Source organism: Wandonia haliotis, from assembly GCF_039523435.1.
Lineage (GTDB): Bacteria > Bacteroidota > Bacteroidia > Flavobacteriales_D > Crocinitomicaceae > Wandonia > Wandonia haliotis.
This window is the reverse complement of record NZ_BAAAFH010000008.1, coordinates 1-12761: the sequence shown is the minus strand read 5'-3', so window position 1 is coordinate 12761 and position 12761 is coordinate 1. Positions and strand designations below refer to the sequence as shown.

Here is a 12761-nt window from a genome sequence, read left to right as displayed (position 1 = left end):
CTTTTAAGAACCCCCTGGTCAAAATTGATTAGGGGGTTTTTTGTATTATACCAATACCACAGTGCTTTAACTTGGCTATGAATAGCTTTTTTGTATCTTCGCACTCAAACTACCAATACTATGAATATAAAAATCTTACTTTTTTTTACTTTATTTCTCACTTTAGACTTATATGCACAGGATGTAATTTCTAGTCAGGGAGATACTTATATAACTCCTTCATTATCTGTTGATTTCACAATTGGGGAGCCAGTAATAAATACCATTGGTGATGGAACAACTACATTAACACAAGGGTTTCATCAGACCAATTGGAATTTTTTAGGAGTGGAAGATTGGGAAAGTGAGACAACTATTTTGGTATTTCCTAATCCAATGACGGAAACTTTAGTTGTAAAATCGGAAAAGTATGAGGGGATGTATTTCCAACTTATTGATGAATCCGGAAGACTAATTGATGAAAATAATTTGCTTGATAATGAGACTGTTATTCCGGTTGATGGTCTTTCTGCAGGGGCTTATTACCTGAAAATAATTAATAAAGATCAACTGGAGATAAAGAATTTTCACCTGATAAAAAGTTTATAACCTAATACACATAAATGATGAAACGAATTATATTATCAATAGCAATGCTAGTGTCCACTTTTATCGCATTAGCACAGGCTCCGGATGGGGTAAAATACCAGGCAGTTGTAAGGGATGGATCAAATTTGATTGTAGCGAATCAACCAGTTGGTGTGCAGCTCCGGATTTTACAGGGAACAGTAGGAGGTACTGCTGTTTATACAGAAACTTTTACGCCAACGACTAATGCTTATGGATTGGTCAATCTTGAAATTGGTTCAGGAACTTCAACAGATAATTTTTCTACAATAGATTGGGAAAATGGACCTTATTTTATTGAAACTTCGATAGATGTGAATGGAGGAATTGCATATACGGTAATGGGGACCTCTCAATTGCTTAGTGTTCCTTATGCATTGTATGCAAGAACAGCAGAATCTGCTTTGACAGCTGTTATTGATAATGTAGATGATGCTGATGCAGACCCATTGAATGAATTGCAGAGTCTTTCTACTAATGCAGATACGCTTTTTATTTCTGATGGGAATTATGTTTTGATGGAAGCGGATTCAGACTGGACGATTAGTGGTGATAATCAGTATTCAGCAGTTTCAGGAAATGTGGGAATAGGGTCAAATGCACCGATGAATAAGTTAGATGTTAATGGGAAGATTTCCATAACTGAATCGGGAGTTGGAAATTCTATGGTACTTTTGAATGGTCCTGTATGGGAACATGGATCCGGACCGCAAACATTTGGAAATGGTGGTTCGTATTTCATGATTGGCTCTTACGAGTCATCTTATGAGAGTGCTGGTATATATGGTGATGGAGATGCTGTTACAATATGGGCTCCTGGAGACGGTAGAGATGGACAACCAGCGGCGCTTTTGTATATAAATGATGAAGATTATTACGATGGAGTAGATACTAATCCATATAATAATACAGCAATTAAAGCTTATCTGGATAATGCAGGTAACTGGGTAGCAGCTTCGGATCGCAATAGAAAGGAAAATATTGTTGAATTGGAAGGTGTTCTACAGCGATTAATGCAAATCAATGGATATAGTTACAATTTCAAATTAGCTCCGGTTGAGATTGAAAAAGGGAATAAGACCGTTACTACGTATGGAGTTATTGCTCAGGAAGTAATTAAGGCATTTCCTGAAATAGTTGATGTAGCGGCGGATGGATCACATTATGTCTGTTATACGGAATTGATTCCTATATTAATTGAATCAATACAGGAGCAACAAGAACTGATTAAAACGTTACAACAGGAGAATACTGCTTTAAAAGCACGTATGGATAATCTTGAAGAGCGTTTGAATGCCGCAGGTTTATAAAATAGAATAATAATTTAGAATAGGATAACTCGTAAAGCCCTTATCAGATTTATTTCTGATGAGGGTTTTTAATTATATCAAGATAAGTCTTTATGTTTCACTATTTAATTTCTTACGAATTCGGTAGCGATTCATTTCAATAGCTTTCACTGATACATTCATTGTAGAAGCAATGTCCTTTGCCTTTATATTCAAACGTTTTAACGTAAGATGGATTTTTTCAAGTTCTGTTAATTCCAAAGCATCAACTTCCTGAATTAGTTCTGGGAAGTAATTCATCAGGTAAATTTTTACCTCTCCCCAATATGTTAAATGCTTTTTTAACTCATTCCAACTAAATGTTTCTGAGAAATTTTTCTCTTTGTTTTGTTCGTTTTTTTTGGAAGAAACAAAGTAGACAGAAAGAAAATAGTAAGCCATGTAATAGGCAAATACAAGATTGAAAATAATATTAAGGGCAATAGCGATTTTTGGAGTAGGTAGTTTATTACTAAACAATAGAAGTCCTATCGAGTTGTTTAACCCGTTCAAAATAAGTAGTACGAGAATGTTTTTATTTTCTTTTGAAGAATTGTTTATTCGGAAAATTGCCATTATTCCTGGATATAAACTACCAAATAGATACAATATTAAAGTAAAGGGATAAACATAAAGAAAGCTTGAAGATTTATTATCAAGAAGTTGTCCGGTTGATCCTGAAAGAAAATAAATAAAAGAAAGTATACATATAGCTAAAAAACTACTCAAAAATAAGTATTGTATTTGTTTGTAAAAAGACTGTTTGGTACGTAGAGCCGAATAGACAAAGTATCCCATGATCAGATTGAATACAAGTATGCTGCTATCAAATAGAACAACTACTTCGTGCCATTGTGTATTGTATCCTGCTTTTACCCTAAAGAGAAAAGCTAACATAGAGATAAGGTTAACAATAGCTAATATGTAAAGGTGTTTTTTGCTGTTTTCAAGGTCTTTAAATGAACGGAACAAGAGAATTAATCCCATAAGTAACGCCGCTGCGGACACTCCTGTCAGTATTTTGTATAAAGAAATAAAGCCGTCCATACTTCAAATATAAGTTTAAACGAATATCAAATGAAGATTTTTTATGTTTTTAATTGGGGGGACTGAAGAAAGAAAAATGCTGCTTTATCTGTTTATTGGGAGGGTGTTAACTGGTTGTGTGTGAATGTAGTGGTAATGTAGTAGTACGGTTATGGTTATGTGGTAGGTATATTTTTCTTTAGATCAAGAATGGGTAATAAATTGGTGATAGTAAAATAACGTGAAGTTTTTTCATATTTAAAATTTACCAGTTATGATTCGTTTATTGATTAGTACTCTGGGTACTTTTTTTATGTTAGTAGGTGTAAATGCACAGCTCCACCCATTCTATGATATGCAGAACGGGACAATTCAGAGTACTACCTGTGGAGTGTTATTTAGAGATAATGGAGGAGGGAGTGATTATACTAATTCGTTTTCAGGAACTATTACTTTTATTCCTGGAATCGTAAATAATAAGATTTCTATAAATTTTCTGAGTTTTAATACAGAGTCAGGATGGGATAAAATGACCATTTATGATGGGCCTGACGATACGTACCCAATATTGATTGCAGACTATAGTGGTTCTGTGATTCCTGTGGGAAATCCTTTTATATCGACGGCAATAGGTGGGGAAATTACAATAAAATTCACTTCTGATGGATCGGTTTCAAGAAGTGGATGGGAGGCAGAGGTAACTTGTCAAAGTCCTCCATCATGTCCTGATCCCACAACTATTTCAGCTCCTTCCATTCTTTGGGATCAGGCAGAGATCAGTTGGTTAGAGAACGGATCAGCTAGTTTATGGGATATAGAATATGTGGGGTCAGGTAATCCTCCTACCGGAGTTCCTTCGGTTTCAGGTGTGAATGCGAACCCATACATATTAACGGGGTTGACACCTGATACGGAATATGATCTGTACGTAAGATCAGATTGTGGTGGTGGAGATAGAAGTACCTGGTCGGGACCTTATACCTTTTCAACAACTATTAGAACAGGGTTAGTTTATGTGGCATCCTCTTCTGGAGTAATGAATGGAGTTTATTCCAATATGGGAGAAGCTTTTAGTAAAATTAATGATGGAACACATCAGGGGGATATTGTTATAACGGTGGGAGATGGACCCGGACAAACAATCTTAGAACCTGTAGAGGCAAAATTGAATAAAAGTGGAGTAGGTGCGGCACAGTATGGTTCCGTATTGATTCATCCGGGAGGGACGAACATTACAATAAAAGGAGAAATAACAAATAATTCCAGTGGAAACTGTTGTTATCCGGGAGGTGTGCTTTCGTTGTTTGAGGCGAATAATGTTACTATAGACGGAAGACAAAGCGGGCAGGGTTCAACGATTGAATTATCAATTGAAAATACTTCCGTGCATTCGAAAGCTTCGGCTATGACTTTTATTAATGCATCGAATAATATACTGGAGTATGTTACATTGAAGTCTTCTAACTCAGGTACATCTGGAGGATATGGAACTCTGTCGTTTAAGGATAATAATGCGTCAGGAGGAGATCCGGGGTGTGATAATAATAGGGTAGAAAATTGTCATTTTACCTTGTCTGGCACTGATATGCCTAATGTTGCCATAGCAAGTGATGGAGTACCCGGAACCGAAGAACATAATGATAATATATTGATAAATAATACAATCACTAATTTTAAACGTTATGGTATCTGGTTGGGAGGAGGTTCCTCTGATGGAGGAAATCGGGATTGGATTATAGAAGAAAATCAGATTTACCAAATGGCTTCTGTAACATTTTCTTCAGCTAATATGGCAGGAATCTGTGTGGGAACTCCGTTTTCCTCATCAGGAAGTGAGGCGGGTACATTTCGAATTGCGAATAACAGAATTGGTGGAAATGGTTCGGGAGGAAACTGGGAGGCTGTTACAACAATTGGCTCGCGGTATTTAGCTGGAGTTTTTGTTAATACAACCGTACTGACATCGGAAACGAATATTACAGGTAATCAAATAAGTGACTTCCACGTTACTGTGAATGAATCAAATTATAGTTCGGCAAACACTTCTTTTTCTGGAATTCTTGTAACGAATGGATTAGTAACGGTGGAGAGAAATTCAATAGGAAGTATGCAGACGCCTACTATTTTTCTTGAGAATACTGCATCAGGAGGATTTGCGTGTGGTATTCATGTTAAGACTCCGACAGATGCAGGAATTATTATTCAGGGTAACAGAATCGGTGGGGTTTCATTAACCAGTGGATCTGGAAAGTTTGGAACATTTTATGGAATCAGAAATGAAAATAATAGTAGCGGTGATTTTATTTCTTCTGAAATAAGCTATAACAAAGTGGCTTATCTAATATCTTCAAAATGTAATTATTTAACAGGAATTTATGCTGAAGGAAATATTTTCAATAACAGTGTGTTGGATATTGATTTTGTCGGAGCAGCTTCTTTTTCGGAATTAAAGGGAATTCATTCTTTTGGAGGGAGAAGAGTTGAGAATAACGAAGTAATACTTGGTGTAAATAAATCAGGGACAGTAATAGCTGTTAATGATGACCTTACAGGGATACAACGATCGCAATATCCGGGTGATTTTCATCATAATAGTGTGCTGATTCAGGGACAAACTAACGGAGGGGAGAGTACGTATTCTTTTAAGATGGATAACCTCGGAGTAGGAAGTACTTTCGAAAATAACTTATTATACAATGCCCGCTTGGGAGGCTCCGGAAACCATTTTTCAGTTTATACTTCTGAAACAAATACTGCAGATATAGTTATGAATAATAACGCCTATTTGACAGAGGAGGGGGGAAATAACTATACAGGATACTGGACTGGTAGCAGAATCTCTCTAACGGATTGGTCGGTAATTACAGGAGAGTTGGATGCTATAGGTGAAACATCATCCATAAAACCTGCGACAACTTTATTTCCTTACCTCTCTATGGATAGTCTGATTGTAACGGATAATTGGTTAGTTGCAGGTACATATACCTTATCAGCTGATATCGACAATGCTGGACGGGCTACTCCACCTACAATCGGAGCGTATGAAATCAGTTCCCCTTTACCGATTGAATTACTGTATTTTAGCGGTTTCAAAAAAGAAGAGAGAGTGAATACACTGGAATGGGTAACGTTGACCGAAAGCCAGAATGAACGCTTTGATGTTGAAAGAAGTAGAGATGGAGTAGTATGGGATAAAATTGGCGAAGTTTCGGGAGCAGGAACTTCTTGGGAAGAAAGGTATTATACATTGAATGATGATTCACCTGAACAACAAAACTATTATCGTTTAAAACAGGTCGATTATGACGGACAATTTACCTACTCAACGATACTTCTTATCCAGAATAGTGCTGATAAAAGCAAATTTTCAGAAGGTTATCCGAATCCTGTTTCAGACTATCATTTTATTCGTTTAATGCTGGATGTTGCTCATTTGAAGGTCACATTATATGATGGAGCAGGAGCTAAGGTTTGGGATACGAAATTTTTTAATAAAGAAGCCGGACAGGTATTATCAATTGATATGAGTGAACTGGAAAGCGGGACCTATCACCTATCGTTAGAAGGGGAAAACTTGATTGAAAAAAGAAAAGTAATCGTTGTGAAAAATTAAATAGGTAATGAGTTGGAGGCGGGATATATCATTTCAATATGAGGAATCCCGTCTTCATCATAAGCCCTCCCAGTAAATGTAAATCCAACTTTTTCGTAAAAAGATTGAAGGTGCGCCTGAGCTGAAATTCGAATCTGTTTTTCAGGTGCGTGTTTTTGGATAAAACGTATGGCTTCTTCCATCAAATCATATCCGGATTTTCTGTTGCGAAATTCAGGTAATATAAGTACACGACCTATTGACCAGTCTTTCTCGTAGGAAATTCCCTCCGGAAGAATTCTTGCGACGGCAACAATTTTTCCGTTATCATCTTGCCCAAATAAGTGATACGCATCACGGTCTTTGTCATCCAGTTCCTGATAAGGACAATTCTGTTCAACAACAAACACCGCGATGCGTAGTTGTATAATATCATGAAATTCCTCTTTAGAGAGGTCTTTATATGATTTTATTTGCCAGTTCATTATTCCCTAATGATAAATCAAGTTTGAATAACGCCTACATTATAAGCTCTTTCGGCTTTTTTGTGATTCGCCATTTCTATTCCCAAAGAAAGAATCTCTCTCGTTTTTGCCGGGTCAATGATCGCGTCTGTCCATAAACGGGCTGCAGCGTAGTAGGGAGAAATTTGTTCGTCGTACCGTGACTTAATCGTATCGTACAATTCTTTCTCTCGTTCCGGTGTAATTTCCTCTCCACGTGCTTTCATGGTAGAAACTTCAATCTGCAAAAGGGTTTTCGCAGCAGAAGCCCCAGACATAACTGCTAATTCAGATGTTGGCCAGGCAACGATCAGACGCGGGTCGTACGCTTTTCCACACATGGCGTAGTTACCGGCTCCGTACGAATTACCAACAATAACAGTAAATTTGGGTACTACAGAATTTGCCATTGCATTTACCATCTTGGCTCCGTCCTTAATAATTCCGCCGTGTTCACTTTTTGAACCAACCATAAATCCGGAAACATCCTGGAAGAAAATTAACGGAATGTTTTTCTGGTTGCAGTTCATAATAAAACGCGCTGCTTTGTCAGCTGAATCGGAGTAGATTACTCCTCCAAACTGCATTTCGCCTTTTTTCGTTTTTGTGATGTCCCGGTTGTTAGCTACAATTCCAACACTCCATCCGTCAATTCGGGCGTATGCACAGATCAGTGTTTTACCGTAATCAGCTTTGTATTCTGTTAATTTGGAATCGTCAACCATTGTTTTCAGGATATCCCTCATATTATAAGGCTTGGCTCTGTCTTTTGGCAGAATACCATAGATTTCCTTACTATCTTTTTTAGGAAGTACTGCTTCCTTTCTGTCAAATCCGGCTTTCTCAAATGAACCGATTTGATCCATGATATCACGAATAGTCATCAGACATTCTTCATCATTTTCTGATTTGTAGTCACATACTCCTGATATTTCTGTGTGTGTTGTTGCCCCACCGAGAGTTTCATTATCAATGGTTTCTCCGATTGCTGCTTTTACAAGGTATGAACCTGCCAGGAAAATAGAACCTGTTTTATTAACAATGAGACTTTCATCTGACATAATTGGAAGGTAAGCTCCTCCTGCTACACACGACCCCATGATAGCAGCAATTTGTACGATTCCACGCGATGACATGATGGCGTTATTGCGGAAAATGCGTCCGAAATGTTCTTTATCCGGGAAGATTTCATCTTGCATAGGAAGATAAACACCGGCTGAATCTACAAGATAGATAATCGGAAGATTGTTCTCCATTGCAATTTCCTGTGCTCTCAGATTCTTCTTTCCTGTAATGGGGAACCAAGCTCCGGCTTTTACAGTGGCATCATTGGCAACAACGATACATTGTTTTCCTGATACGTATCCGATTACAATTACAACTCCTCCTGAAGGACAACCTCCGTGCTCTTCGTACATACCATATCCGGCAAGTGCTCCTACTTCAAAGCGGGGAGTCTCCTTATCTAGCAACGTATCAATACGCTCACGCGCAGTCATCTTACCTTTCTCGTGCAATTTATCTATGCGTTTTTTACCGCCTCCGAGTGAAATCTGATCAAGTTCTCTTTGAAGAGCGGAAATTTTCAGCCGCATGTAATCTTCGTTGATATTGAATTCTAACTCGTCCTTACTGATTCCCATTCTTTCGATTTTTATTTAATAGCGTTTCAAATATACAGATACTTTCCCAAAAAGTTCGGTGACGAATTGGGGGATTCTGATTAATTTTGCAGACAAAAATTCCGAATTATGGAAAAGAAATATACAACACTTCGAAAAATCGGTTATGCCGAAGCCGCTTCCTATCTTCTTCTATTAGTAATAGCAATGCCATTAAAGTACATGGCAGAGATGGATTGGGCTGTAAAATATACCGGGTGGGCGCACGGAATATTGTTTATGGCTTATATAGGATTCTTGCTTGTAGAAGGAATGTCAAATAAGTGGTCATTTAAAATCTATGTATATGGATTTCTAGCTTCCATATTACCATTTGGACCTATTGTTTTTGATAAAAAGGTTCTGGATAAAATGTAGAAAGAAAGTGGTTACTTTCTCTCTATAACTACTTGTTTTGCATCGTGTAAACGAAGTGAAAGGGAATAGTCGTCTAAACTTATTGCGATAGGATCTCCGAAAGGAGATACCGCGACAACTCGTAATTCAGCTCCGGGAATTAATCCCAACTCCATTAATCTAAGTGTACTTGTCCCTTCTGTAATCTCTGTAATTACAGCTTTGTCACCTTTGCGTAAATCCGAAAGAACTGTCTTCATCACCTTTGCTTATCTGGAAAAATAGATACTTAGAATTTATAGCTAACCCCTAAACTTGGTAGAACAGGTAGCTGATAAATCTTCTCATTGGTAGCTCTGTTCACGTAAAAGATATTTTTACGGTTATAAACATTTGTCACACCAACAACAATTTCCATGTTCGTTTTATTCTTGAATTCAATTTGCTTTTTAGCCGTGATATCTAATCTGTGATAATCCGGTAAACGCTCTGAATTTAAGTCTCCCAAAAGGGTTTCGAAAGTAGTGGGGTTGGTAGATGTATAATCTGTTGAAACTCCTCCTGACATTGATTCACCCTGATAGAATCCTTTTGTTGGTGTAAACGGAAGACCTGAACCGTAATTCCAGCGAAGAGAAATTTCGATGTCTTTTTTCTTCCCGAACAAATAAGTAACAACGATATTAGCATTGTGACGACGGTCAAAAACAGGAGCATATTCAGTAAAACCATCCCATCTGTCAACTTTACCTAATGAATAAACCGTCCAGACAAATAAACGGGACGAACTGTATTTTAGTAAGGCATCAATACCCCAGGCACGTCCTGATTCTAAAATAAAGTCTTTTTTGTAGACATCATCAATTTGATTGAATTCAGCAATATCCTGATACAGTTTATTTGTGTTAATGTTTGAAAGCTGTGTGAAATCTTTGTAGTATCCTTCAACATTTAGTGTAAGACGTTTTGTAAGGTCTACTTCAAATCCAGCTACAGCATGCCATGCATATTGTAACCCGTTACGAATATCAGTTATTGTTTTTCCGTTTTCGGTTACAAATGAACTTTGAACATTTGTAGGGGCAGAAAGGAAACCATTGAATAAGTTAACCACATCACGATCTGAACTGGCACTTGTGAAGTTTTGTGAATATCTTCCTCCGGAAGCTTTCAGGCGGATTTTTTCCGATGCATTGTATTTAATACCAAGTCGTGGCTCCGGAGATATTGTTCCTAATGTTGCATAATACTGAGCACGGAAACTAGGTTCTACAACCCAACGGTTTTTAACCAGACGATAATTTAAGTAAGCACTTACTTCAACCGTAAAGTTCTCATCTGATATTTCACGTCCGAATTCATTAAATGTTAGAAAGTTCGTGTTGAATCCACCGACATTAATTCCGTATGCTAATTCACTTGAGTTTTTTAGGAAATAAGTAAAGTCAAATCCAAGATCAAATCCGAAAATAGAGCTGGATCTGGGCTGAAGTAGATTCTCTTCCAGATTTAATTCGTATTTGGATGCATTCAGGTGTCCTTCAATAAATACTGGCGAGTTACCGGGAACAAGTGAGAAATTCATCCCTCCTCCGGCAGATTTCCAACTCAAATCAGCAATGTTTGTATAATTTACACGGTCATTAAAGCTAAAACCAAAGAGACTCACTTTAGCTCCTGTCCCTGCATTGAATGTCATTTTTCCATAGACATCTGTAAAAGTAAAAGGCAGACCGTCTCCGTCATTAACCCAGGGGTATAACGTTTCCGAAGTTAGATCCAGAAGAGAACGTTTTGCACTCAGGATAAACGTTCCCGACTTTCCTGTTCCGTTTTTATCCTTGTAGAGAGGACCTTCAATGACAGCCCGTCCCATAAAAGGAGAGGCAGAGATTTTTCCTCCGAATTTTTTCTTATTCCCATCGCGATAAGTAACGTCCATAATAGAGGAGATACGCCCTCCGTATTTAGCGTTAAAACCACCCGTATATATATCTACGTTTTTAATCACTTCAGTGTCAAATACCGAGAAGAAACCAATAGAGTGGAAAGGGTTGTAAATGGTCATCCCGTCCAAAAGGATTTTATTCTGTATAGGTGTACCACCACGTACATACAATTGTCCCCCCTGATCTCCGGTTGTTACTACACCGGGAGTAATACTGAAAGCAGAAATCACATCCGCTTCTCCTCCTATACTTGGAATTCGCTCAATACTCTTCTGATCCATTTTTACAACTGATGTTTGTACATTAGTTGTCTTTTGTTTATCCTCAGCAGTAACTTCTATTTCCGTTAGCACAGTTCCTGACTCCATTTCGTACCGCAGATCAAGAATTCCGGATGCTTCTGTAGTTATTTTTTCAGTAATTGTCTGAAATTGAACATTGGTAATTTCAATAGTAAATTCCCCCGCAGGTAGTTTAGGAATCTGGAAGAAACCATTAAGATCTGTAACAGCTCCCTGATTCAGTTCAACAACTCTGACTTTTGTGAAGGGAGCCGGCTCCCCTGTTTCTTTCTCGTAAATAAATCCCCGAACTACAAAATCCTGAGCAAAAGCTCCTATAGAACAAGTGACAATAAGCAGTGAAAGAAAAAAAAGTCTCATTTTTTGGTCTTTAATTTTAGAAGCACATAGTTACTAAAAATTAACGATAATTAACACAAAAAAAGATGAATGGTTAACTTATTGACTGAATGGTAGTGTATTCCGATTGAACTGTTTTGCCTGTTAAAGTGATGTTATTCTTAGGTTAAAATTGTTAGGAGTGCATTAAATTCATTGATTTATCAGTGCATGGAGTATGACGGAATAAAAAAGGCAAATAATTTCTTTGGATTTTTTCTCTGTTAACCTAAGCAGTTAGTATATTTGTTTTTAATTGATCTAAATTAATTAATGAATATTATTCTTGCTGATAGCAATGATATTGTTCGAATCGGGCTTCGGACTATCCTTCAGAGTGAGAAGGGGCTTACAATCATTGGGGAAGCTCACAATGAAAAAGAGCTAGTGGAGCAGATTCGCGCTTTCGGACCGGCTGTAGTGTTGATAGATTACACTGCCGAAGGTTTTTCTATTGATGTAATTCCACGAATACTAAACGAATTTAATGAGGTGCGTTTTGTCGCCATAACACCTGAACAGTCTGCTCAAACACTAGTGGATGCATTGCGGGGAGGAGTTATCAGTTATATCAAGAAAGACTGTGATATTTCTGAAATTGTTAATGCGGTAAAAGAAACTGCGAAAGGAAATAAGTTTTTCTGTGGTCAGATTTTAGAAACCATCCAAAGAGCTTCTATTAATATTGATGATATTGATTTCGAGTCATTTTCATGTGAGGCAATTACGCTATCAGAGCGGGAAATGGAAATCATTACACTTATTGCAGAAGGATATACAAATGGACAAATTGCAGAGATGATTCATCTTTCTCAGCACACAATTAATACACACCGGAAGAATATTATGTCTAAACTGGGAGTAAAGAACACTGCCGGGATAGTAATGTATGCCGTAAAGACGAATTTGGTTTCCCCTAATAAATTCCTCTTTGCCGGAGAAGGTTAAAAATAGAGGTTAATAACTGTACGAAGACTATGACTAGTCCTAAATAACCGATACAGGTTTTAGACTAAAATAAACAATAATTATATCCCAGCAAACACATGTTTGCTGGGA

Annotated in this window: 10 protein-coding genes; 5 read left to right on the top strand and 5 right to left on the bottom strand. The window is 37.5% G+C overall.

From position 1 onward, the window contains the following. Positions 1-120 precede the first annotated feature (120 nt). Together ABDZ97_RS08130 and ABDZ97_RS08125 are read left to right on the top strand one after the other, a co-directional pair. Entirely contained in the window at positions 121-588 is a 468-nt protein-coding gene (locus ABDZ97_RS08130) for a T9SS type A sorting domain-containing protein (protein ID WP_343786379.1), read from the top strand. Between the two features lie 14 nt (positions 589-602). Further along, on the top strand, positions 603-1916 hold the full coding sequence (locus ABDZ97_RS08125) for a tail fiber domain-containing protein (RefSeq protein WP_343786376.1): 1314 nt from the start codon (positions 603-605) through the stop codon (positions 1914-1916). Positions 1917-2006: 90 nt separating this feature from the next. Here ABDZ97_RS08125 and ABDZ97_RS08120 read toward each other — a convergent pair whose 3' ends face one another. Continuing rightward, positions 2007-2981: a helix-turn-helix transcriptional regulator gene (locus ABDZ97_RS08120; RefSeq protein WP_343786374.1), complete on the bottom strand. Its 975-nt coding sequence runs from the start codon at positions 2979-2981 to the stop codon at positions 2007-2009. 253 nt (positions 2982-3234) lie between these two features. Here ABDZ97_RS08120 and ABDZ97_RS08115 point away from each other — a divergent pair, with 253 nt between their 5' ends. Further along, positions 3235-6573, top strand: a complete 3339-nt coding sequence (locus ABDZ97_RS08115) for a T9SS type A sorting domain-containing protein (RefSeq protein ID WP_343786372.1) — start codon at positions 3235-3237, stop codon at positions 6571-6573. Here ABDZ97_RS08115 and ABDZ97_RS08110 read toward each other — a convergent pair. Then, a complete protein-coding gene (locus ABDZ97_RS08110; protein ID WP_343786370.1) occupies positions 6570-7037 on the bottom strand; it encodes a GNAT family N-acetyltransferase in 468 nt (155 codons plus the stop codon). The genes ABDZ97_RS08115 and ABDZ97_RS08110 overlap by 4 nt on opposite strands. Before the next feature lie 17 nt (positions 7038-7054). Continuing rightward, positions 7055-8698, bottom strand: coding sequence for an acyl-CoA carboxylase subunit beta (locus tag ABDZ97_RS08105; RefSeq protein WP_343786368.1), 1644 nt, complete (start codon positions 8696-8698; stop codon positions 7055-7057). A 108-nt stretch (positions 8699-8806) separates the two neighbouring features. On the opposite strand from ABDZ97_RS08105, the gene ABDZ97_RS08100 reads away from it, so the two are divergent. Continuing rightward, positions 8807-9094 carry a DUF3817 domain-containing protein gene (locus ABDZ97_RS08100; RefSeq protein ID WP_343786366.1) on the top strand — a complete coding sequence of 96 codons (288 nt, stop codon included), beginning with the start codon at positions 8807-8809 and terminating at the stop codon, positions 9092-9094. A gap of 11 nt (positions 9095-9105) precedes the next feature. On the opposite strand, the gene ABDZ97_RS08095 is transcribed toward ABDZ97_RS08100, so the two are convergent. Both ABDZ97_RS08095 and ABDZ97_RS08090 read right to left on the bottom strand, forming a co-directional pair. Further along, the gene (locus ABDZ97_RS08095) at positions 9106-9333 is read right to left on the bottom strand and encodes a FeoA family protein (protein WP_343786364.1); all 228 of its coding nucleotides are present in this window, start codon (positions 9331-9333) and stop codon (positions 9106-9108) included. A gap of 29 nt (positions 9334-9362) precedes the next feature. Next, complete coding sequence (locus tag ABDZ97_RS08090; RefSeq protein ID WP_343786362.1) at positions 9363-11684, bottom strand: TonB-dependent receptor; 2322 nt, start codon at positions 11682-11684, stop codon at positions 9363-9365. Between the two features lie 291 nt (positions 11685-11975). Between ABDZ97_RS08090 and ABDZ97_RS08085 the strand changes: the two genes are divergently transcribed. Beyond that, positions 11976-12650, top strand: a complete 675-nt coding sequence (locus ABDZ97_RS08085; protein WP_343786360.1) for a LuxR C-terminal-related transcriptional regulator — start codon at positions 11976-11978, stop codon at positions 12648-12650. Positions 12651-12761: the final 111 nt, after the last annotated feature.

What these genes read in the sequence shown, in the direction of transcription:
- ABDZ97_RS08130 (WP_343786379.1), top strand. Translation starts at nt 121, where the DNA reads ATGAATATAAAAATCTTACTTTTTTTTACTTTATTTCTCACTTTAGAC.
- ABDZ97_RS08125 (WP_343786376.1), top strand. Translation starts at nt 603, where the DNA reads ATGATGAAACGAATTATATTATCAATAGCAATGCTAGTGTCCACTTTT.
- ABDZ97_RS08120 (WP_343786374.1), bottom strand. Translation starts at nt 2,981, where the DNA reads ATGGACGGCTTTATTTCTTTATACAAAATACTGACAGGAGTGTCCGCA.
- ABDZ97_RS08115 (WP_343786372.1), top strand. Translation starts at nt 3,235, where the DNA reads ATGATTCGTTTATTGATTAGTACTCTGGGTACTTTTTTTATGTTAGTA.
- ABDZ97_RS08110 (WP_343786370.1), bottom strand. Translation starts at nt 7,037, where the DNA reads ATGAACTGGCAAATAAAATCATATAAAGACCTCTCTAAAGAGGAATTT.
- ABDZ97_RS08105 (WP_343786368.1), bottom strand. Translation starts at nt 8,698, where the DNA reads ATGGGAATCAGTAAGGACGAGTTAGAATTCAATATCAACGAAGATTAC.
- ABDZ97_RS08100 (WP_343786366.1), top strand. Translation starts at nt 8,807, where the DNA reads ATGGAAAAGAAATATACAACACTTCGAAAAATCGGTTATGCCGAAGCC.
- ABDZ97_RS08095 (WP_343786364.1), bottom strand. Translation starts at nt 9,333, where the DNA reads ATGAAGACAGTTCTTTCGGATTTACGCAAAGGTGACAAAGCTGTAATT.
- ABDZ97_RS08090 (WP_343786362.1), bottom strand. Translation starts at nt 11,684, where the DNA reads ATGAGACTTTTTTTTCTTTCACTGCTTATTGTCACTTGTTCTATAGGA.
- ABDZ97_RS08085 (WP_343786360.1), top strand. Translation starts at nt 11,976, where the DNA reads ATGAATATTATTCTTGCTGATAGCAATGATATTGTTCGAATCGGGCTT.